Origin of the sequence: Moellerella wisconsensis ATCC 35017, assembly GCF_001294465.1 — a bacterium.
Lineage (GTDB): Bacteria > Pseudomonadota > Gammaproteobacteria > Enterobacterales > Enterobacteriaceae > Moellerella > Moellerella wisconsensis.
In genome coordinates, this window is record NZ_LGAA01000018.1 from 428,461 (window position 1) to 452,092 (window position 23,632).

The 23,632-nt window shown below is 38.5% G+C and carries 20 protein-coding genes; 7 read left to right on the plus strand and 13 right to left on the minus strand.

The features are described 5' to 3' along the window. The 4 genes from hrpA to M992_RS09975 all read right to left on the minus strand — a co-directional run bounded on the left by hrpA (window position 1) and on the right by M992_RS09975 (window position 7,342). Window positions 1-3,894 carry an ATP-dependent RNA helicase HrpA gene (hrpA, locus tag M992_RS09960; RefSeq protein WP_053908404.1) on the minus strand — a complete coding sequence of 1,298 codons (3,894 nt, stop codon included), beginning with the start codon at window positions 3,892-3,894 and terminating at the stop codon, window positions 1-3. Between the two features lie 226 nt (window positions 3,895-4,120). After that, a complete protein-coding gene (locus M992_RS09965) occupies window positions 4,121-4,462 on the minus strand; it encodes a YdbL family probable chaperone protein (protein ID WP_047256526.1) in 342 nt (113 codons plus the stop codon). A gap of 11 nt (window positions 4,463-4,473) precedes the next feature. After that, window positions 4,474-4,704, minus strand: coding sequence for a YnbE family lipoprotein (locus tag M992_RS09970; protein WP_053908406.1), 231 nt, complete (start codon window positions 4,702-4,704; stop codon window positions 4,474-4,476). Window positions 4,705-4,714: 10 nt separating this feature from the next. Continuing rightward, entirely contained in the window at window positions 4,715-7,342 is a 2,628-nt protein-coding gene (locus M992_RS09975; protein ID WP_053908408.1) for a YdbH family protein, read from the minus strand. 569 nt (window positions 7,343-7,911) lie between these two features. Between M992_RS09975 and M992_RS09980 the strand changes: the two genes are divergently transcribed. The 3 genes from M992_RS09980 (at window position 7,912) to M992_RS09990 (ending at window position 10,273) form a co-directional block, all read left to right on the plus strand. Then, window positions 7,912-8,910 carry a 2-hydroxyacid dehydrogenase gene (locus tag M992_RS09980; RefSeq protein WP_053908410.1) on the plus strand — a complete coding sequence of 333 codons (999 nt, stop codon included), beginning with the start codon at window positions 7,912-7,914 and terminating at the stop codon, window positions 8,908-8,910. A gap of 105 nt (window positions 8,911-9,015) precedes the next feature. Then, entirely contained in the window at window positions 9,016-9,447 is a 432-nt protein-coding gene (locus M992_RS09985) for an META domain-containing protein (RefSeq protein WP_053908412.1), read from the plus strand. Window positions 9,448-9,766: 319 nt separating this feature from the next. Continuing rightward, window positions 9,767-10,273 (plus strand): GNAT family N-acetyltransferase, encoded by a 507-nt coding sequence (locus M992_RS09990; RefSeq protein WP_053908413.1) that lies wholly within the window; start codon window positions 9,767-9,769, stop codon window positions 10,271-10,273. A 174-nt stretch (window positions 10,274-10,447) separates the two neighbouring features. On the opposite strand, the gene M992_RS09995 is transcribed toward M992_RS09990, so the two are convergent. The 5 genes from M992_RS09995 to M992_RS10015 form a co-directional block, all read right to left on the minus strand. Next, entirely contained in the window at window positions 10,448-12,088 is a 1,641-nt protein-coding gene (locus tag M992_RS09995) for a Na+/H+ antiporter (protein ID WP_053908416.1), read from the minus strand. A gap of 321 nt (window positions 12,089-12,409) precedes the next feature. Next, on the minus strand, window positions 12,410-12,856 hold the full coding sequence (locus M992_RS10000) for a cysteine cluster protein YcgN (RefSeq protein WP_197076012.1): 447 nt from the start codon (window positions 12,854-12,856) through the stop codon (window positions 12,410-12,412). A 16-nt stretch (window positions 12,857-12,872) separates the two neighbouring features. Beyond that, entirely contained in the window at window positions 12,873-13,529 is a 657-nt protein-coding gene (locus M992_RS10005; RefSeq protein ID WP_053908418.1) for a fumarylacetoacetate hydrolase family protein, read from the minus strand. Window positions 13,530-13,554: 25 nt separating this feature from the next. Further along, window positions 13,555-14,643 carry a lytic murein transglycosylase gene (locus M992_RS10010; RefSeq protein WP_053908420.1) on the minus strand — a complete coding sequence of 363 codons (1,089 nt, stop codon included), beginning with the start codon at window positions 14,641-14,643 and terminating at the stop codon, window positions 13,555-13,557. A 38-nt stretch (window positions 14,644-14,681) separates the two neighbouring features. Further along, entirely contained in the window at window positions 14,682-14,963 is a 282-nt protein-coding gene (locus M992_RS10015; RefSeq protein ID WP_047256517.1) for a YcgL domain-containing protein, read from the minus strand. Between the two features lie 130 nt (window positions 14,964-15,093). Here M992_RS10015 and minC point away from each other — a divergent pair, with 130 nt between their 5' ends. Genes minC through minE form a run of 3 tightly spaced genes read left to right on the plus strand, consistent with a single transcriptional unit; the run spans window position 15,094 to window position 16,929 of the window. Then, entirely contained in the window at window positions 15,094-15,816 is a 723-nt protein-coding gene (minC, locus tag M992_RS10020) for a septum site-determining protein MinC (RefSeq protein ID WP_053908422.1), read from the plus strand. A 24-nt stretch (window positions 15,817-15,840) separates the two neighbouring features. Continuing rightward, on the plus strand, window positions 15,841-16,653 hold the full coding sequence (gene minD, locus M992_RS10025) for a septum site-determining protein MinD (protein WP_053908424.1): 813 nt from the start codon (window positions 15,841-15,843) through the stop codon (window positions 16,651-16,653). Window positions 16,654-16,656: 3 nt separating this feature from the next. After that, window positions 16,657-16,929 (plus strand): cell division topological specificity factor MinE, encoded by a 273-nt coding sequence (minE, locus tag M992_RS10030; protein WP_047256514.1) that lies wholly within the window; start codon window positions 16,657-16,659, stop codon window positions 16,927-16,929. A 200-nt stretch (window positions 16,930-17,129) separates the two neighbouring features. Here the strand turns inward: minE and M992_RS10035 are convergent, their stop codons facing one another. The 4 genes from M992_RS10035 to M992_RS10050 form a co-directional block, all read right to left on the minus strand. After that, the gene (locus M992_RS10035; protein ID WP_053908426.1) at window positions 17,130-18,263 is read right to left on the minus strand and encodes a two-partner secretion domain-containing protein; all 1,134 of its coding nucleotides are present in this window, start codon (window positions 18,261-18,263) and stop codon (window positions 17,130-17,132) included. 775 nt (window positions 18,264-19,038) lie between these two features. Next, a complete protein-coding gene (locus tag M992_RS10040) occupies window positions 19,039-19,821 on the minus strand; it encodes a glycoside hydrolase family 16 protein (RefSeq protein WP_255314169.1) in 783 nt (260 codons plus the stop codon). A gap of 12 nt (window positions 19,822-19,833) precedes the next feature. Next, entirely contained in the window at window positions 19,834-20,544 is a 711-nt protein-coding gene (locus M992_RS10045) for a hypothetical protein (protein WP_082335415.1), read from the minus strand. Window positions 20,545-20,785: 241 nt separating this feature from the next. Further along, entirely contained in the window at window positions 20,786-21,382 is a 597-nt protein-coding gene (locus M992_RS10050; RefSeq protein ID WP_053908430.1) for a lytic polysaccharide monooxygenase, read from the minus strand. 821 nt (window positions 21,383-22,203) lie between these two features. Between M992_RS10050 and M992_RS10055 the strand changes: the two genes are divergently transcribed. Beyond that, window positions 22,204-22,935 carry a carbonic anhydrase gene (locus tag M992_RS10055; protein WP_053908432.1) on the plus strand — a complete coding sequence of 244 codons (732 nt, stop codon included), beginning with the start codon at window positions 22,204-22,206 and terminating at the stop codon, window positions 22,933-22,935. Window positions 22,936-23,632 lie beyond the last annotated feature (697 nt).

Here is a 23,632-nt window from a genome sequence, read left to right on the forward strand (position 1 = left end):
TTAAAAGGTTAATTGATCGATAGCCTGGATAATCCGTTTATCTGAAATAGGATATGGTGTACCTAATTGTTGAGCAAATAAACTAATGCGCAACTCTTCTATCATCCATCTAATTTGTTTCACTTCGGCTTGTTGCTGCTGAATAGGATTTAATTTAGCAAAGTATTGTTGCCATAACTTTTGTACCTGCTCAACACGATTCATTTGAGCGCGATCGCGATTAGGATCAACCGCTAACTTTTCTAACCGGCGTTCTATCCCTAATAAATATCTGCGCGTATCGGCAAGTTTACTCCATCCATGTTCGGTCACAAAACCGCGGAAAACTAATCCGGATACTTGTGCTTTTATATCGGACAATGAATAAGCTAAAGCAATATCTACTCGGCCTTTTAAACGTTTATTAATCGCAAATACGGCAGTAAGGATCTGCTCGACTTGTTGGGCAATATCAACAACCGTGTCATTTAATTCAGCACGAACATACTCTTGTAGCTGGCTAAATTGTTGTTCATCCCAAACATTACCGCCGCGCTGCTCAATTAATTTATCGATAGCGCAAGTAATGCAGTCATCGATTAAATCCAGAACTTTGCCGTAAGGATTAAAATACAATCCTAATTTAGATTTATTCGGTAACTTTTCATGCAGATATTTAATTGGCGATGGGATATTCAGCAACAATAAACGACGAAGCCCTGTTCTCATGGCTTTTTGCTGCTCGAATTCGGTTTCGAAAACTTTAATTGCGACACTCTCTTTCTCATCCACTAATGCCGGATACGCTTTAACCGAGTACCCTCCTCGCTTCTGTTCATAGCGTTGAGGTAACTGACCAAAACTCCAAATATGCAAACCGCTTTGTTCAATTCCATCATCGACGACTTCAGAGAGCGTTTGCTGAACTTTAAGTTTTAGCTGTTTCTTTAAATGATCGAGATCTTGACCTTCTGCTATCGTTTTATTTTTATCACCAATGATACGGAAGGTGATTTTTAAATGGGTAGGTAATTGATTTAATTGCCAATCATCTCTATTCACCGTGACACCTGTCATACGACGTAATTCACGCTCTAAGGTATCTAATAGCTGGCCTTCAGGGTTGGGAACTCGCTCTAAAAATGCAGAAGCATAGTTTGGCGCGGGTACAAAGTTGCGGCGGATAGGCTTCGGTAAAGATTTAATCAACGCAATGATCAGTTCTTGGCGTAAGCCCGGCACTTGCCAATCAAAGCCATTTTCTTGAACTTGGTTTAGCACCGCTAATGGAATATGAATTGTCACCCCATCGGCATCAGTTCCCGGTTCAAACTGATAACTAACCCGGAATTTAAGCTCTCCCTGATACCAAAAATTGGGATAATCAAGCGCTGACACACTTGCGGCATCTTTTTTAATAAGCATGCTCTTTTCGAAATTGAGCAGTTCGGGATCTTTTTTCGCGGCTTCTTTCCACCAGCGGTCAAAATGACGAGCAGAAATAACATCGTTCGGAATACGTTGATCATAGAACGCAAATAAAATCTCATCATCGACCAAAATATCGCGGCGACGGGATTTATGCTCAAGATCTTCGACTTCTAATAGCAGTTTTCGATTCTCTTTAAAAAACGCATGGCGTGTTTGCCAATCGCCCTCCACAAGCGCATGGCGGATAAATAACTCACGACATAATAGCGGGTCTATCTTGCCATAATTAACCGGCCTTGCCGCGACAATTGCCAAACCAAATAAAGTCACTTTTTCCGAAGCCATAACAGCGCCCTGAGCTTTAGACCAATGGGGCTCACTGTAATGATGCTTAATTAAATGTTCCGCGAGTGGCTCAATCCATTCAGGTTCAATCGCCGCAGCGACCCGTCCCCACAGTTTACTGGTTTCAACCAGTTCAGCCACCATGCTCCACTTAGGTGGTTTTTTAAACAACCCAGACCCAGGGAACAGCGTAAAACGGGCATTTCGAGCACCGGTATATTCATTCTTATCGCTGTCTTTTTGCCCAATATGTGACAATAAACCTGATAATAAGGAGAGATGAATGGCTCGATAATCAGCTGCCTCGCTATTAATCATAAAACCTTGTTCTTTAATGACTTGTCTTAATTGAGTATAGACATCTTGCCATTCTCTAATGCGCAAGTAATTCACGAAATCTTGGCGACACAGTTTTTTAAACTGGGCGGAAGAGAGCGATTTTTGCTGTTCGCGTAAATAATCCCACAGATTGAGAAAAGCCATAAAGTCAGATTGTTTATCATGAAAACGACGATGCTTCTCATCTGCTGCCTGCTGTTTATCTAACGGACGCTCACGCGGATCTTGAATCGATAATGCAGCCACTATCACCATAACTTCTCTGATGGCAGCATGTTTTCGTGCCTCAATTACCATTCTCGCCAATCGAGGATCAACCGGTAATTGCGCCAACTGCCGCCCCATTTGGGTTAATTGGTAGCCTTTTTCACTGTTTGGATGTGCGGATAACGCGCCTAGCTCTTCCAGTAGCCGCACCCCATCTTGAATATTGCGTTTATCTGGCGCTTCGACAAAAGGAAATCCACTAATATCGCCTAAACCAATCGAGGTCATTTGCAAAATAACCGAGGCTAAATTGGTTCTAAGGATCTCAGGATCGGTAAATTCCGGACGAGATAAGAAATCCTCTTCTGAATAAAGGCGAATACAAATACCGTCAGATACACGACCGCAACGCCCTTTACGCTGGTTAGCTGACGCCTGCGATATTGGCTCAATCGGTAATCGTTGTACTTTAGATCGGTAACTATAACGACTAATACGCGCGTATCCAGTATCAATCACATATTTAATTCCCGGAACGGTTAACGAGGTTTCTGCCACGTTAGTCGCCAGAATAATTCGTCGCCCGGTATGCGACTGGAAAATACGATTTTGTTCACTGTTCGACAGCCGCGCAAATAAAGGTAATATTTCAGTATGCCGCAGCTGCAATTTATTTAATGCGTCTGCCGTGTCACGAATTTCACGCTCACCACTCATAAAGATGAGAATATCGCCGACACTTTCTCGTTCTAGTTCATTGACTGCATCGATAATACCATCGAGCTGATCGCGATCACCGTCATTATCTTCGCCCATCACTGGACGATAACGGACTTCTACCGGATAAGTACGCCCTGAAACTTCAATAATAGGCGCATGATTAAAGTGATCGGAAAAACGCTCAGGATCGATAGTTGCAGAGGTAATAATTACTTTTAGATCAGGCCGCTTAGGCAGTAACTGACGTAAATAACCTAAAATAAAATCAATATTTAGACTGCGTTCATGCGCTTCATCGATAATCAATGTATCGTATTGCAGCAACAGCTTGTCGGTCTGTAACTCGGCCAGTAATATGCCGTCAGTCATAAGTTTTATCAGAGTATTTTCACCTACCTGATCATTAAAACGGACTTTATAGCCCACCGCTGATCCGACGGGGGATTCTAGCTCTTCGGCCAAGCGATTTGCTACCGAACGCGCGGCCAAACGCCTAGGCTGGGTATGTCCAATATAGCCAGTAATTCCCCGGCCTAATTCAAGGCAAATCTTAGGGATCTGAGTGGTTTTCCCTGATCCTGTTTCACCGGCAATAATAACCACTTGGTTATCACGAATAGCCTCATAAATAGTTTCTTTTTTCTGGCTTACCGGCAGATTGGCGGGATAAACAATTTTTGGCAGATTAATACGTCTATTTTCTATTTTCTGTTGTGCCAAAAGTATATCTTTAGTAATAGCGTCTATAACGGCGTCACGAGATTTTTCATTACGTATTTTTGCTACGCCATGCAGCCGTTTATTCAGTTGTCGCTGATCACGCAACGATGTCTGATTAATTTCAGCCTGTAAGGCTGCTAAATCGGATTTCACTCTAATAAATCCTTATGGTATTCACAATATATGCTGTTATAGCTTAAATAATTACCCAAATAGTATCACACCCCATTTGCGCTGAAAAAAACTTTCAAAATAAGCATCAATCTAAATATTGTTCTCACTGTCTTAAGCGCTTAAATTCACCGTTATTATTAATTATTTTCATAAAATTAAGCTATAGCTGAACAACTCAACATAAAACTATCCATATCGGAGCTATTTATTTTTTCTTAAGCCATTGTCCATTTAAGCCACGAACATATTCACCACTACTGGCACGTTCAATTAATTTTGCTCCAGCAATTTTGGCTACCTCGGCAGTTTTTAACTGATTATTGCGCGCGATCTCGGTGTATTTTTGTTGTCGCTGTGCGTTTATATCTGTAACCAATTTAAGCGCCTGTGGATTATTACTTTCAATCACCGCTAAATATCCGGACAGCGTTTCTCCCACCAGCGCCTGATTTTTAGCTTCATCTAGCGTAAGCGCACAGGCGGTATAACTGCATAATATTGCACTTAAAAATACCGCACATTTCCAGCCACGTATCCAAGAGGTCATCATATTATTCCTTAATTGGTGGTTTGTGGTTTAGTTAATACCTCACCAAACAAATCGGCATTATCTTTTAATAGTTCTTCAACTTGGCGATCAACTTTAATTTGGATCTCATGTTCTATTTTTACATTCATATTAATCGTAATCGGCTTATCCGGCGTCGCAACTTCTAATCGTAGACAACCAGATAACATTAATACCATTACACCCAGCATACCGATTGATGAATAACGGACTTTGTTCATCGCTTATTCCCTATAAGTTTTTTTCAAGCCATTGTTCTAAATTACTGCCAAAACGTAAACTACGCCATAATTGGAACACATTCTCTTCATGATGATAATTGAGTTGCACTTCGCGCTTTTTCTCAGCTAAGGGGTTCAATCCCTTCACCCTAGCACGTAAAGTTAACTGGCCAAGATTAGACAAATTAACCTCGGCTTGGCTCTGACTAATTTCAAGATAATCTAACCAACTCATCGCAGCACCGGCAGAGATATTATCCTGCTTAATTGATTGCATAAATTGTGGATCAATACGCAAAGTTAATGGTCCCCGATTTGTGATCCATCCTTGGTGAATAATCCATTCGGGGTTAGTCAGGTAAAAAGGAAGTTCACCATCAACTCTACCGGATAAGGCAAACTGACTAACTTTTAGCGTACTAAATAAATGACTCAATTCAATATTACTGATTTTAATGGTCGCCGGTTCTCGTTGCGGCCAACGTAATAGAGGTAAACTAAGCTGCCCGTCTAATAAACGTAGTCCCACCGCTTTCAGCTGTAATGGGTGGCTGTCACTGGGTGGATAATAACCGCTCAAATCGGCAGTAATATCACTGAGCTCAAATAAATTATTAATCTGTTTAATGCGTAATTGTACCGGTGAATTAATACCCAGTTGCCAAGTGCTTTGCTGCAAGCGCCAAGGCAAAACAAAATCAACACCTTCAATATCGCCATCTTTTAGCCACATACCGGCATTTTTAACTCGCCAGTGTCCTCCCCCAATAAACCCCTGCTCAGCAGAGATAGAAAATGCCGCTTGTGCATAAAAATCACCTTCACGTAACGTTATTGCCAAATCAGGCGGTATCAATGTTTGGAATGCCGTCATCGGCTGTTTCGGCCAACGCGCCATACCACGTAAACGACTGCCATCCCAACGAGAATAGAACGGAATTGGTCCTACTTGTTGCGCAGACAAATTACCATTGAGGGAAAAATCAGACGGTGATTTTCCGCGTACAGTGGCATTAATAGTGGTCGGCGGCAAATAACTGTCCTCACCAAACGTCATCCTCTGAGTGCTCAGTGAAAATGCCCCTTTAAAATCGGCGATATCGGCATTTCGTTGCCAAATCAATGGCTCAGTTAATATGAGGCGTGGTTTTGACATCGAAACTAAACCGTACTCAATCCGATTAAAGCCAGTATTGAGGCTATTAACGCTCAGCAAAGAATCGTGCCAAGCACCGCGACCTTGTAAATCCCAATCAGCATTCAACGCGGGCAGTTTAGCATCTCCCCAATAACGCCATTGCCAAAGGCCTTGATCGAGGCTAAAGTTCTCAGCTCGACCATCGAGGTGTAAATTAAAATTGCCCCAATAACGTTCCTGAAATTTAACAATAGCCTGTAAGCGCCCTGTAACCCCATCAAGATCAACAGCTGTTCCCGCTAATGGCCAACGCGCTTCTTGTAATGTCATTGTCGGTGAAAGCCGCCCATAAGCGCGTAATAATGCCTGTGGCTGAAACGTAACTTTCGGCGAAAGCAATGGCCCAGAGAGCATGGCGGGTAACCGAACATCAACAATCATATCATCATATTTAATCTGACCATTTAGACTAAAAAGCATCTCAGATTGCAGCAGATTAATCGGACTTGGCGCTAAACTTAACACTAGGTTCCCTTTACCTTTACTTCCCTCAGTTACCATATTGACTCGGGCACTAACACGCATATCGGCCAGTGTATCTTGCCAATTATCCAACTGTAAATTAATACCGCCACGCAGGGGCAATCCGTCCTGCTGCCACTGCCATATTCCTTGCTGTATAGATAGCGTATGTGAATTAATGCGCCATGGAAGCATAGCTAACGGTGTGGATTGTTGCATATCCTTAACCGACAGCATCCCCTGTGATTGTTGCCAGCTCAAATCAACCTGCCACCGTTGTTGGCTTTCTTGCAACATGACCACGCCGCTAACCTCGCCTTGTTGAGGCATGGAGTCAGTCGTGATTGGCAGGGTTAATTTTCCGTTAAGATTAAGCTGTTGATCATCCAATTTCAGCATCAGTTGGTTGATAGTTAACTGATCATTATCAGTAATTTCAGCACTGAGTTGTAAATTATCTCCTTGAAAAATCAGTTGACTACCATGTTCTGGTTGGGCATCAATCAATAATTCGCCATGATATTTTTGCCATTCTTCATCTCTAATATCAGTAATATTAAGTTTAAACGCCGGCAAATTAGCCAGCAGTGAATGAACATCAGTTGGTGGATTATGAGTTTCTGTGACGGGTAGGTGGTGTAAACAAGCGCTATTAGTTTTAAGATGTGCAATATTCATCGATAATACATCGCTATCGCTTGCACTAAATCCTGAACTAAGCACTGAGCTAAACCCTGAGATAGTCGCATCTTGCAATTGTAATAACCGACAATCATCAACGTTTAGCTGTAACTGACTAATATCTAAAGCGGCGCGTGAAAAATCTATTTGCGGCTGAGAAAGTGACAACGTCACCCCTTCAGGAAGATAAGGTTTAGCCACCAATGGGAGCCAATGGGTCACGGTAAGCCATAATGTAATCAGCGACACTAAAATGAGTCCTAAAATACTGGAGAGAATTTTTAGTGTTAGTTTCATTAAAACGGTCCTTTAATTTATCAATTTAATGCGTTGCTTTTATTTTTATAAGTGATTACATCGCGCTGATTATACATTTCGATTTAGTGCTATTATGTGTTTTGAGCTATTATTCAAAGTCAGTATTCTATACAGTTATTCCATCAATATTAGGTACAGTTAAAACTATCTCGTCTATAATACCCAGACTTTATAAAAACAAGCATCATAAGCTAGAACCCTATAATAACGGATAGTAAAAAGAGAATGTTGCTTTTTTATTTTAAGCTTTTTATCGCGACTAACGTTGAACAAAGCCGTCTATAGAAAAGTAGATATTGTGAGTATAACTATAGCGCTTGTAATGTGAGGAAATATTTCACCGCCGTAGTCGATTAGCAATATCAACATCAAGTTCAAATCGATGACAATAACTAAAATATCTTAACCAAGATAAGCCGATACCCTACAACTTGTAGGCCGATAGGTATATTATGTTCAAACAATAGGAATTTGATCATTACACAATTTTAATTAAATTATTTTGTTGTGTTTTTTATTTTGGGTTCCTGATAAGTGGAGATTTACCCATGAAACTCGTCTCGTATAGTACTAAACATTATGACCGCAAATATATGGAGCAAGTTAACCAAAATGCGGGCTTCCATTTTGATATCGAATATTTTGATTTTTCATTAACCGCGCAAACAGCTAAAACAGCTGTCGGTGCAGATGCGGTATGTATATTTGTTAATGACGATGCTAGTCGTGAAGTACTCGAAGAACTGGCCGCATTAGATATTAAAATTTTAGCCTTACGCTGCGCCGGTTTTAATAACGTTGATCTGCAAGCTGCACAAGAATTAGGCATTCAAGTCGTCAGAGTTCCAGCATATTCCCCGGAAGCCGTTGCTGAACACACAATTGGGATGATGATGTGCTTAAATCGTCGTATTCATCGAGCTTATCAACGTACTCGGGATGCAAATTTCTCTCTTGAAGGGTTAACCGGCTTTAATATGCATAATCGGACTGCGGGCGTAATTGGGACCGGAAAAATTGGTCAAGCTACCTTACGTATATTGAAAGGTTTCGGCATGCGCTTGCTAGCCTATGATCCGTATCCAAATCAAGTAGTTCTCGATCTCGGCGCAGAATACGTTGATTTAGATACGTTGCTATCGCAATCGGATGTCATCTCTTTGCATTGCCCATTAACCGCAGAAAATCATCATCTGTTAGATGAAAATGCATTTAATAAAATGAAAAGTGGTGTAATGATTGTCAATACCAGCCGAGGTGCATTAATTGACTCTGTAGCGGCAATTAATGCTCTGAAAGCCCAAAAAATTGGCTCTTTAGGAATGGATGTGTATGAGAATGAAAGAGAACTATTCTTTGAAGATAAATCAAATGATGTAATTCAAGATGATGTGTTCCGCCGTCTATCTTCTTGCCATAATGTTTTATTTACTGGGCATCAAGCATTTCTAACGGAAGAAGCGCTCAACAGCATCAGTGAAACTACCTTGATGAATATTCGTCAACTTAAACAAGGCGAAGCCTGCCCAAATAGAGTAACCGCTTAAGCCCACCAGCCGATGGCGACATAGCACCGTTGACGTTAACGCTGAGATTAGCGTTAACGTTGAATATACAACGACAGTTAATCACTAAAGTAGTGTTGAGTTTAAATGAAACGTATTATCTCTTTAGCGCTGAGTATGCTGGTTCTTTCGGCGTGTCAATCGTCTAAAGTTTCAGCCGATAATCAACTGGTTGAAAAACAATTGATGCATCATAACTATGTTCTTACCCTAGTCAATGGCCAGCCGATAACAGCAACACGCGGCGCGCCATCTATTGAGTTTGGTGAAAACATGTTTGTCTCCGGTGCAATGTGTAATCAGTTCACTGGAATGGGGCATATTGTTGATGGTAAGCTTTTCGTGAAACAACTAGCAATGACCGATATGCTGTGTATCAATGAAAATTTATCTCAATGGGATCAACTAATTAGCAAGATGCTCAATCAAGGTGCCAAGATAAAATTAACCCAAAATTCGTTAGTATTATCTCAGGGGAAAAATCAGTTAACCTATACCCTCAGAGACTGGGTTTATTAATCCTCCAGACGGGCAGATTAGTATCGTCAGACGGTTATTTCTTGGCCGTCTGACTTCTATTTATTGCTCTAAATAACACTTTTGTATTTCACTCAATCTTATATTATTCCCAGAGCTCATAATGGCCATTGAGCCAAATAATCTAACGACAGAATAAAGAATACTTCATTTACTCATCAAGTTAACTGTTAATAAACTTGGCATAAACGCTCTATAAGCGATTATGCTTATGTATTGATAGAGAGTAATATCTCAATGGAGGATTAATATTATATAAGCCGTTTCTTTTCGTTAATTTCATCAATTCGAAGGAACATAAATGAATATTACAATAAGAGCGATGACATTAGAGGATACCGCAATGGTAGCTGATTTATTACAAGCTAATTCAGCCATACATCATGGGGGATTATTTGGTGAGTTTCCGAATGCTAAAGTCACTGGAATGTATCAATCTAGCTTGCACTCTATTATTGCCCTTGATCAGTCAAGCAGTCATCCAAATAACGTGGCCGGTGTATTATTTAGTTTCCCGGTTAATTCCCCATCACTCCCTCCTATCGCCCAAGAAATTAATCGACGCTTTCCTGCAATAAGCCAAAATAACTGGTTTTATGGACCAGTCTGTATCGCTGAACATTATCGCGGGCAATCTCTGCTTATTCGCTTATACCAGCAAATGTGCCAACAAAATAGCGGTCAAGCGGTGGCTTTTATCAATAGCGATAATATTGCGTCACTAAAAGCCCATCAAAAAATAGGCATGCAAAAAGTAGCTGAATTTGAATTATTAAATAAACGTTGGCTGGTAATGTGCGGGGAGTAATGGTCGAGAATATACCGAGAAAGCAGCCTGATAAATAGCTCTGAATACTTACTAATCAGATAATTAAAACCACCCCATAAGCTAATGGATAGACTTATTGGGGCGGTTACTATTACTCATGTAGCGTTATTATAAAAAACACTTTGTAAAATCACGATGTAAAAATTAAACCTACTATTTTTTACGGTGGTTCAAGGTCTCTTCTTTTAAATCTAACTCATGGCGTAAATGGATATAAACTTGTTCACTGATATTTCTATCTTTGCGTAATTGAACCAATTTAGCACGCTTAGCCTGTAGTGCTGAACGCGATAATTGTTTCTCCATTTTAACAAATTGTTGAATATCGGAGCCACTATTATCAGCACCATTATTATCTAAATGACGTTCATAGATTTCTAATAAGTAATTTCCGACTTCTGCACGTAAAGCCATTTCATCTAGATCGTCACCGGGATGATTAATCTGGTTACGTAAATGGATAATAGCAGCTTCATTTAAAGCAAAACGCGCTTGGATCTCTTCATCATCATACGGCAAATTATGAGTCAAACCACGGGTTAAAAAAGGTAATGTCATGCTAGCAATCAGCAAGGAGCATAGAATAACCCCCATAGAAATAAAAATCGCCAAATCACGGTGTGGGAATGCTGAGCCATCCATCATGACCAATGGAAGTGTTAATATACCAGCAAAAGTAATCGCCCCACGGACCCCGGAAACAGCCATTACGGCAATTAAACGCAAATGTAAGCGCGGACGTGATTGTGATTTATCTTTGTTGCGGCGTTGAAACAGAGTCATTGACATGGCTAACCAGACCCATACAAAGCGCAGCGCACCAAGCATGAGGGTGATAATAATAACGTAACCAAATAATTCCCATACGTGAGAAACACCAAGAGACTCAGCAACCTGTGGTAATGAGTGCCACAGACGTGGTAATTGCTCTCCGAGAAGAATGAAGATCATGCCATTTAATGCAATCTGAATCGTGTCCCACACTGCTTTACTTTGCACTCGAGTTGCTGATTGCATACGCCCAACTAATCGTTCATAGTGCATCGCAATTCCGGCAACTACCGCAGCAAGGATCCCTGACACATGTAAATGCTCAGCAACTAAGTATGCAGTAAAAGGAATTAATAAACTGATCAGGATTTGAATGCCAGGCTCTTCACCTGTGCGTTTGACTAAAAATTGGTTCAATTGCCCGATACCACAAGCCACCACTAATCCAACTAATCCTCCCCCTAAAGCAACGATAAAAAATTCACCGGTCGCTGAAGATAACGAGAACGTTCCGGTTAATGTCGCCATAACCGCAAAACTAAAGCATACCAGACCGGTAGCATCATTTAACAGCGATTCACCTTCTAAAATATGCGCAATACGTGAAGGTAACGGTGAATTAACCGTCATCGCCGAGACTGAAACAGGATCGGTTGGAGATAAAATTGCCGCCAGTGCAAACGCTATTGCCAAAGATATAGTCGGAATTAACCAATGTATGAATAAACCCATGCCCACAACAGTCACAATCACCAAACCTATGGCTAGTGACAATATAGGCCGCATTTCATGAAATAAAGCTTCTTTAGGAATACGCCAGCCATCTAAAAATAATAACGGTGGAATAAATAGTAATAGGAATAAGTGTGGATCGAATTCAACATCAAATCCTAAAGTAGATAATCCTGTACCTAAAGCAATTTGTAATATCGGCAGCGGTATCTTTTCGCGTAAAAGTTTAGAAACAAATACGCTAATCACTACCGCTAATAAGAAAACTAATACGATTGTTACCATGTCCATAAATTTATTACTCTGCTTTGTTAACATTATGCGCAATTAATATTGCGAAAAGTAAACGAGAAAATACGTAGCTTGTAAAGTCAGCTATCCGTATTTATGGGTTAATTGGATTGAAAAATTTGTAAGCAAGCGTATCTTTCTCAGAAAAAGAGTAAATAATAGCCTATCGCAGATTTCTAGTGGTAATATTTATACTTACTAATAAGGGCTACAAATAAGATAATCCGACGCTATTCACTGGTATCTTGCTATTCCTCAAATATCATGTATCTAGGATGCATCACACTAATACCGTCGGTTATCTAAGATATCGAGCTTGATTTAACCTCTACCACGTGGCCGATTTAAGATATGATCTTCCCAATCAACAACATCTATTTCACGTACCGCAATATGACGAACAGAAATACCGGCATCGTGCATTTTGGATTTAGAGCCGGCAATTAAGGGATGCCATGCGGGAATAGGCTTACCTTCTGATAATAATCGATAAGCACATGTCATCGGTAACCATTCAAAAGTATTTAAATTTTCACGAGTTAACTTAATACAATCAGATTCATAGCTGAAACGATCTTCATAGTGCTTACACTGGCAGGTTTTAATATTCAGCTGATTACAAGCAACGTTGGTGAAATAAATTTCATCGGTATCTTCATCAATTAATTTATGCAGACAACATTGCCCACAGCCATCACACAATGATTCCCATTCGCTGTCACTCATTTCATCTAAAGTTTTTTCCTGCCAGAACGGTTGAGACATAATTCTTATAAATCCTTAATTAAATAACACGAGTAGTCAGTGATAAATCATTCAGACCCACTCTTAACATATCACCGGACACTAATGGACCGACACCTTCAGGGGTGCCTGTCAGTATAATATCGCCCGGACGTAAAGTGAAAAAACGCGACATATAACTAATTAAGGGCAGTATCGGGGTGATCATCTCTTGAGTATTACCCCACTGGCGTTGTTCACCATTAATTGATAATGATAAATTCACCGCTTGTGGATCAGCCAAATCATTAACCGGTACAAAACCAGAAATCGGGCAAGAACCGTCAAACGCTTTGCTTTTTTCCCACGGTTGTCCGGCCTGCTTAAATTTAGTTTGTAGATCACGTAAAGTTAAATCTAGCGCTACCGCAAATCCAGCAATCGCCCGAGAAACACGATCTTCATCGGCATTTTTAAGCGGCATGCCAATTAATACCGCCAATTCTATTTCATGGTGAACGGCACCAAAATCTTTAGGGATAGAAATCGGCTGCTTAATATCACACAGCGCAGTTTCTGGCTTAATAAAAATCACCGGCTCTTCCGCGGCAACAGAACCCATCTCTTTAATATGCTTGGTATAATTACTACCAACACACACCACTTTATTCACCGGAAACTCAAGTAATGCGCCCTGCCAGTCACGATGTTGATACATTAGCAGCCACTCCTATCGTTAATAATTATTTGATTTTCTGTTCGACACCATCGGCCATCAGGCATACGCTAAGCGCAAAATAATAAGAACGATTCCAATGCATGATAGTCCGGAAATTCTCTGTTACCAGGTAAGTTCGCCCTTGGGGATCATCCGGGATCACCAACCAAGTTGGTGTATTAGCCGTCAGTTTTGCGGTTGCAGGTAATTTCACCCCTAAACGCTGCCACTCGGCAACAGTTTTCCCTTGCTGAGTTTTCACCCCTTCTAACTGACGATCAAAACCACCGGGTAAACTGACTTGATAACCCCAAGGAAGATTTTTTTGCCAGCCTTCGGTAGATAAATAATTGGCAATTGAAGCAAAGACGTCAGCTTTATTATTCCAAATATCCATTTTGCCGTCACCATCACCATCTGCGGCATACGCCAGATAAGAGGTTGGCATAAACTGGCTTTGGCCCATTGCTCCTGCCCACGAGCCTTTGAGCTGCTGCTCATGAGGAATATAACCTTTATCGATAATTTCTAACGCTGCCAATAATTGTTGGCTAAACAGTGCTTCTCTGCGCCCTTCAAACGATAATGTCGCCAGAGCAGAAATGACATCTTCTTTACCCTGCATGCGGCCAAAGCCACTTTCTAAACCCCACAGGGAAACAATATATTGAACCGGTACGCCATAACGAGCGCTAATGGCATTTAATAACGTCTTATTTTCTTGGTACTTATCTGCACCAGCAGTAATTCTACTGGCCGGTAATACATTTTTTAAATAACTATCTAAGGTTACTGTAGCGCGTTTTTCTGGTTGACCCTGATCAGCTTTTACCACACGCCCAATGAAATGAATATTAGCAAAAGCACGATTAATAGTGGATTCACTCATTCCATTTGCCCGCGCATGCTGTTTTAATAGCTCAACATAACCGTCGAATTGAGCGGGTTCACGCTGGCTAATAGGAAAAGCGATATCCAGTGCTGTGACTTGTTGTTCAATTACGGCTTCCTGAGCGGGAGTAACCGCCAACGCCGGTGAATGGTTTTTATTAGATGCAGAGCAACTCGTTAATAATACGCTGGAGATAAGGGCAAAAATAACCGTCGATTTCATTTATTAATCCTTTAAAATAAAAAGGTTTCAGGATTTTCTTAATTTTCTTTTTTTTCGCTAGTTTCTAAATAGTTAGATAATAAGTTTTCAACCGGTGGTGGAAACTGTAAATAATAACCAAATTCAATCAGTTCTGATTTGACTTTTTCGATATCGGCATTTGCCAATTTATCACGGTTTGTCAAGGAGATCTGTAACGCGAACTGCGGTTTTCCAAACTGTTTTAATAACTCTTCAGGAACGCGAGAAAAGTCATCTTTCTTTTCGATATAAATATAGGTTTGATCACGATTCGGGCTACGGTAAATTGAACAAATCATTATCTTTAACTCTTTTTATTAACACTGTGGCTTGCTTGAAGAATACAGTAACTATAACATGCTATTGTTTTTCAGAATATCGTCACCCGAATTTTGTTTCGGAGAATTTTAATTTGCTGAGTCAGGATAGATGTCACAGTCGCCCATTGAACTAAAAGGCAGTAATTTTACGCTTTCTGTTCTTCATCTTTATAGTGAAGAACCTAAACTCATCAAAAAAGCACTTCAGGAAAAAATGAAGCAGGCACCTGGTTTTTTAACTAATGCGCCTGTGGTGATTAATGTTTCCGCATTGCCCCCTACTGCGAATTTGGTCGCCATACAAAATATTATTCAGACTACTGGATTAAAAATAGTCGGGATTAGTGGCTGCACCGATCCTCAGCTACGTGAACAAGTTACCCATGCTAATCTACCTTTATTAAATGAAGGTAAAGGACAAAAGATAGTTGAAACGGCTCAAGCGCCGGTTGAAACAGCGTCAGAGCCAGAATCTACGGTATCGCCTAGTGAACCCCAATTCAAAAAAACACGTATAATTGATACGCCCGTACGTTCAGGCCAGCGCATCTATGCACCAAATAGTGACCTTATTGTCACCAGTAATATAAGTGCAGGCGCTGAATTACTTGCGGATGGCAATATCCATATTTATGGCATGATGCGAGGCCGAGCATTAGCCGGTGCCTCGGGTGATACCGAAAGTCAAATATACTGTACCCACTTACAGGCGGAGCTAGTCTCTATTGCGGGTGAATATTGGTTAAGCGAGCAAATCCCGACTGATTTTATTGGTAAAGCAACTAGACTCAGTCTAGTTGATAATAAATTGCATATTGAAAATTTAATTTAGACCTTATGACAAGGATATGATTCCATGGCACGCATAATTGTTGTTACTTCAGGTAAAGGTGGCGTTGGTAAAACCACTTCAAGCGCGGCCATTGCTACTGGCTTGGCACAAAGAGGCAATAAAACCGTCGTTATCGACTTCGATATTGGTTTACGTAACCTCGATCTCATTATGGGTTGTGAACGGCGTGTAGTGTATGACTTCGTAAATGTTATCCAAGGTGATTCAACGTTAAATCAAGCATTAATAAAAGATAAACGTACTGAAAACCTGTTTATTTTGCCCGCCTCTCAAACACGAGATAAAGATGCATTAACTCGCGAAGGCGTAGAAAAAGTATTAGATGAATTAGAAGCTTTGGGTTTTGATTTTATCATTTGTGATTCCCCTGCGGGAATTGAAAGTGGCGCATTAATGGCGCTCTACTTTGCTGACGAAGCCATCATCACCACTAATCCTGAAGTATCATCTGTACGTGACTCTGACCGTATCCTGGGCATTTTGGCCTCTAAATCAAGACGTGCTGAACGTGGCCAAGATGCGATTAAAGAACATTTATTATTAACCCGTTATAATCCAGGACGTGTAAGTCGTGGTGATATGCTGAGCATGGAAGATGTCCTCGAAATTCTTTGCATCCCACTGATTGGCGTGATCCCAGAAGATCAGTCAGTATTACGTTCTTCGAACCAAGGGGAGCCGGTTATTCTTGACCAAGAATCTGATGCGGGACAAGCATACAGCGATTGCGTCGAGCGTATTTTAGGTGAAGACCGCCCTATCCGTTTCATTGATGAAGAGAAAAAAGGCTTCTTAAAACGCCTATTTGGGGGATAAGTCATGGCTTTACTAGATTTCTTCCTGTCGAGAAAAAAAACGACAGCCAATATCGCTAAAGAACGTTTACAAATAATTGTAGCAGAACGTCGGCGTGGCGATTGCGAACCGGCCTATTTACCCGAAATGAAGCGTGATATTTTAGCGGTTATCTGTAAATATGTACAGGTCGATCCTGAGATGCTTTCGGTGCAGTTTGAGCAAAAAAATGATGATATTTCTGTACTTGAATTAAATGTTACCTTGCCAGAGTCCGATACCGAAGACTGTAAATAATTACAATAGCCATCTGTTATAGATGGTCTATTATAGCTCGGCACTAATTAATAAATATACTATTAGCGCCGAGCCAATATTTATACAACAAACTGTATAAATTAGAGAATTAGAGAATTAGAGAATAAAATTTGATTCAAAAACTAACGCTAACTATTTTATATAATAGATAAAAATTTTATAATCAGTGATTTATCAAGTTAGCGGACTGAACGAGAAAAATCTTGTGACAATGAATAATAATACATAGTGTTTCTCTCGGCATTAATCTTCGCAAAATACCCGCCGTCACGATTAGTTATTCGGTTCTTGCTAATCGACATCGTACCATACGATTTTATCGCCCCTCTATTCTCATTATTATACCTATTATTATACCTATGAACCATAATACTTAGCGTAACCTCATCATTCGCTGTCCAGTTCGCGTTATTATCAAATTTGGCATTCACCAATCTAGCGCTAATCCTATTACCGCTGATTTCTGCTTGTTCTCCAGTATATAAACCGGCACCTGCAGAGAATCGCTCTACCGGCGTGTTGACTCTAAAGGTTGGTCTAGAGAAACCGGAATCAGTAACAAATTGCGGCCGCGCTGAAGGCCCATGGAAAATATCACCATGATCGACCATAAAATCAATCTGATCGGCTTTTATTTTCGTTAATGGTGCAATAAAAATTTTATCTGCATATATCTTGGCGGATTTGATTGCTCGAGTATCAATATCACCAGCTAAAGAGACCGTACCATCAATAGTTCTAATTAAACGTACTTTCCCTCGTTGCTGTGCCTCCACTTTTCCCGCATGTAAATGAAGATCGTTAACCTGGCTAAAACTGCATGAATCACAATCAATGCCTTGCACATTAGCAATAATTAATCCAGCCCGTTTGCCTAATATTTCAATCTTACCTTTAAGTTGAGTTTGATTTCTTCCATTTATCTCTGCAATAATTAATGAAGTAGCGCTATCTCTGTTCATATTATTAAAATATACCGCTTTATCTTTCCCGACATCTAATTGAGAAAAATAAGTATGCGAACGACCGTATTGATCTGATTGATTCATATTAATCACCGGCGTATTATCTCCCCCGGAAGTTAAATTAATTTTATTAGCCTGTTCATATTGATTTAATGTAACTACATTAGCCGTTTGATTACGTGCATCATTGGCCAAAATAATAGCAGTATCAGCATCAACTAAATAATTAAACCCCTTTTCATTTAAGGCAGTTATAATCTCATCAGTTCCTTGCTCCGTTGGCTCATTAGCAGCGAGCGCCCCCGAATATACTGCCATCAATACCAAGAATCCTACTTTTGTTTTCATTATCGTCCCTCTTAATTAACACTACTGTTATTCCAAAAATCCGCTTTATCATGTGGATATTACTGTGTGAATAGTACCGTGTAGATAAGCCGAGAATTTATTTATTCCACTAACGATATAATGCAGTATAAGTCAGAAAAAATAATCGTAGGATAGTGATTAGATATATTGTTTAAAAATGAGAGTAAATGCAGCACATAATTAATAATCAATAACTAAATTAATAGAAATATTATAATACTAAGATTGTAAATATAGAATAATATATATAAACAACTAACACTATTAATAATAAATCATAAAAACACGAGTTTATTAAAAATAAAATATAGAAATTGAACCCTAAAAATTAACGCTAGATAAATTAAAGTGTTGATTTTCATTGTTCATCATAAATAATTGTTCACTATAAATAATTGTTTAAATGCAGTGTGCGGATAAAACAAACTATTATAGGAGACTGTAATTTAAATTGTGTATTTGCCTACTTTTGATCTGTTAAATAGCGTTTATCCTCAGACACAAATCCAGTTATATATCATCTTTATAGTGCGTAATAGTCTAAAACACGTCTCTTAGAAAGATTATCTGGAAACAAGCGATGAGCCGCTTTATTATTGAGTTCAGTGAGCGCCTAGACGGTCATATTTAATGAAAGACAAATACACGAATTATTTACAGGGTCTACCGCGTGCTTATATTCCGAGGAGCGGCTATCTGGATGATTGGACCGACCTACTCCTCTCAATTTTCTAGCCATCAAGCCCGTTTATAACTAAATTTTTTTCTGCCAGATTCGAACATAATCAATGTATACAGTAGCTGATTGATCTAGTGAACATGTTCTTATATCTCCTTCCGCAAATTTTATAACTTCATTGGATAAAATAGGAAACTCTTTTACTTGGCTAATTAAATTTGGGTCAGTTATAGTTCTTATAGCTTTTCCATCATAAATAAAAATAATCTTGTTGGGCTCCCATATTACTCCAAAAGTATGATACCAAACTTGACGTAATTTAGGCGCTAGAACATTAACGGATGATTGTTGATGATATTTTCCGTATCCCCCCCAATGTAATGTAATTGCATACTGATCTTTGTTAGTATTACTCTCTAAGATATCAAATTCAGCACCTGTTCTTGCGGTTACATCTTGATATTCTGGAAGCCCATCTGCAGCTTGTAACCACACGGCAGCTAGATGACCTTCAGTTTTTGGTACATGTATCCGGCTTTCAAACACACCATAAACAAAATCAAATTTACCTTGACTATCGATTCTCCCTCCAGAATAAACATTTTCACTAAGTTTACCTACATCAATAGCTAAAGCGTTATTTCCTCCTCCGGCCATGCGAACATTTTCAGGTTTATACCACCATTCAACATTACTATTACCTATCCCTCTATACTGATTTCGAGCAGTCCATTTTTTAGTGTCAAGATTTTCGCCCATGAACTCATCGCTAAAAACAAGATTATAATCCAAATCAGACAATCCGACAGGGAGTGAATTTTTCGGTGTATGTGGATCAATCATATTAATTCTCGCCAATTGAAAAAAAATTTATAACATAGTTTTCATACTTTCTGACAACATACCAGGGTCAGCTACCTCTTTAACATCTTGGATTGCAGGAATTCCCCAAGCATCAGCATGTAAATCACCATCAAAGGGCTGATTAAATATAACATCTTGGTTCATCGTACGATTCCAGACATTTCCCGCGAACCACGTACAATTAGTAAGAGGAGTATAAACACCCTGTTGGCCAGCTCCGGGCTTCATATTAAAACCTTTTGCAATTTCAGTACTCTCTTCATTGAGTTGAGGAATGATATTTTCGACTAAATTTTTAAATTGCTTATCGCTAATTTTCATACATAACTGATATGCGAACCCTCGATCTACACGGTCGTTAGATTTATTTTTAGTAAATCCATAGTTTTCGTGATAACCATAACGATGGCTATTCTCATTGGTAACATTTTCACTTTCGAAAACTATAATCCATGCGTGCCCAAGGTTACCACTACCACATATTCTTGTAAGTGCGCTGATAACGGCCTTTGCCCGAGCCGCCGGATCGTCAGGATAGGGAGCTGCAGCTTCATCTGCAATTTCACAAATAGCATTTAGATCTGTTCTTTCAGGTTTTCGATTAGAACGGATACAAATTTGCGGATACCCAACGCTAGGGTCTCCCTTGGGCATTACTTTAGATTCGTCTTTAAGACCAGTGAGTGACTTAGGTATTCTGTATTCGAAATTCTGCATCTCAGACCTCTTTTTTGGGCGGGATTATCAACTGTTCGTATTCAATGATAAATATATAGTTCAACCGCAGATAAAATTAAATAATAGATATATTATTATTTATTAATAACATGGAAAATATAGATTAATATTGCAAATTTCTGATTAAAATAGCTAAGAGAAACTTGGATTTAATTAATAAAAATTATTATTTTTAAATAAAATATTTCAACACAAAAACATAATAGACAATATGTTTAGACTATTTTGTCATGTTTGCATCAATTACTTGGTAAAATGCATTCTCGGTATCGGCAATAGTCCAGACTCCAAGAATAATTTGATAGCCACTGCGCTCAGGAATATCACAGTTGATTTGAACAAGATTCGTTGGTGTACTACCATTATCTTGTCGTTCACAAAATGGTTTTAATTCGAAATCATCACGTGTTAAAGGGCTATTTGGATCCCAATCTTGTTTCGTAATAAAAAACTGCCATGATGCAGTTCTATGCAGTGCAGTTAAAGACCAAGAAAAATCGTTCTTGCCACTATGAATATCAACTTTATACCAGCGCTCTTTAGATTGTTCATTTAATTGAGAAAAGTTTGGATTTCCGCCACTCGCGATTTCACCGTTTTTGGGACCTTTTTCAGGAAATCCTTTTGGTCCTTCAACTGACTGGGGTTCATATTGTACTGGTCCACATTCTTTATTTAAATTTTTTCCCATAGATGAACAAAGAAATGCTCTACTTGGTGGATTATCAATATAACCGTGGCGAGCCGAATTATTTTTAGCTAGAGATGTAGTTGAAAATAATAATATTGATACCATTAAAAATGATGTTTTTATCATAAGAAGATCCTCAAATAATTATATGAATGAAAGTAATATTTCTATATGCATTTTAAAGATAGTAGATAATATGAAATATACAAACCATTTAATTTGTTACATGTGAATTTTTATAGACACTTTTATAAAATAAGGCAAAAAAAAATAAGCTATAAATATTAAGCGAGCAATTATTTTTATATCGAATTATAACTCAATAAATATATGTAGCAGAAGATTGTTCTAATAGATATTTTTTATATTGCCCTCAGAAAATCAGATCACTTTATTTAAAAAAATAGGAAATTATTTTACTTAATTATATGGCAACATCACTTTTAGTAATTTTAAAATATATTTTTTAAGGCACGAAGGATAAGATAATTTATTGTGATATAATAATTAAATTGTTGGTTATTATATCACATAAAAATTTTCACGTTACTCTAGAAAGTATAGATTTGAAATAATTGCTATATTAACTCAGCTCTTTAAATCTAATTCAATATATTATTTACTAAGATTAAATCTAAAAAAATTTAATATTTACAGCGTGATATTTGCTTATCACACTAACATTAAATACCACCAACAGCACTCTGCTATTATCTCAGAATACTACTGAGGTATCGAGCAATTATATTTAACACTTAATATTAATATCAATCAAAGTGCTAGGGATTTATTAAATTACATCAAAGAACAAAATAGTTTAATCAGACTTAGCTTAATTAAATAACCAAGTTCTCTTATGTTAAATTAATAAGATAAATCCGGATGTTATTTATCTTAATTAAGGTGTAGTTTTAAATCTCAAATTAACAATCTAGGGTTATTATTATATGCATTACAATAAGACTATTTTATGTATATTGACTGCTTTTGCTTTTTCATCACAAGCAAACTCGTTATGGACGTATGAGGGGAGTGGTGCTCCTGAAAACTGGGGGAAATTAAGCAAAGAATTCAAAGTTTGTGAACGTGGGTTTAATCAATCGCCGATCAATATAGAGAATGCGATTGATGGAAAGCTACAGCCTTTGAATATAAATATTCATACTCATGCCCAAAAAATAATTAATAATGGTCATTCTATACAAATCAATGTTAATGATGATGATGATTTTTCTATCGACGGTTCAATTTATCAATTAAAGCAATTTCATTTTCACAGTCCAAGTGAGAATGAAATAAAAGGTAAACAATATCCATTAGAGTTACACTTTGTGCATTCAAAAGATGATGGAGAAATAGCAGTATTAGCAATAATGTTAGAAGAAGGAGCAGTTAACTCAGCCATAGAACAAATTTTAAAAAATATACCGAAAGAAAAAAACCAAGAAAAAGAATTAGGTTCAAATATTGATTTAACAGCACTTTATCCAAAGGATAAAAGCTATTACCGATTTAGCGGTTCTTTAACAACTCCTCCATGCTCCGAAGGAGTTGTATGGCTTGTCATGAAAGAACCTATTTTTGCATCAAAAGAACAGATACAACAATTTCAAAAAGCTTTAGGGCATTCAAACAATCGACCAATCCAGCCTTTACATGGTAGGTTGATTGTAAACTGATACAAGCTGAAATTGATTAATATTAATTATTAAAGGAGAACATGGTGTGGTCAACAAATATTGGCACACCATGTTCTGCACAACTAACTCGAGAGCAAATGAAAGATGACGTTACCATTTGGAGTACCTGCCGTTAATGAAGCTTGATAAACCACTTTCATAGCATGGATTACCAGTGCTCACTCTAGCCTTGGCGCTAAATACTTTTATCAAGCACTAAATACCCCAAGGTACAAGGTACTGCTAAACATTTTTATATCATACTCTTTTTTGCTGCGTTTTATTCGGCAGATATCCTTTTTCAAAATAGCTGCTAAATAAGAAAAACCACTATAATACAGTTAGTTATATATCCTTAGCAAGCTCATGATTAGGAGAAATATTACTGTTATGCTGACGTGTAAATGTTCCGTCAGGAACAAATTCAAGAAGATTTGTTTTCATTCATAATTGGCTAAAACACAATCAATATCTGGAGAAAAAATCTCGACCGTGGAATCATCGACTTATTGCTCCATTTCTTGCAGACATTTTGCGGCACGCTTCGAGCTGGTGGAGGCTTACTGTATCCATAGCTAAGTTTTTGATGCCTCATTGAAGATCAACCAGCAGTGTTAGCCAAACAAAAAGAGACACAATACGACTAATTGCCGCAGTGTCCCCCTTTCTATCATCACAAATAATTATCATGCATCAT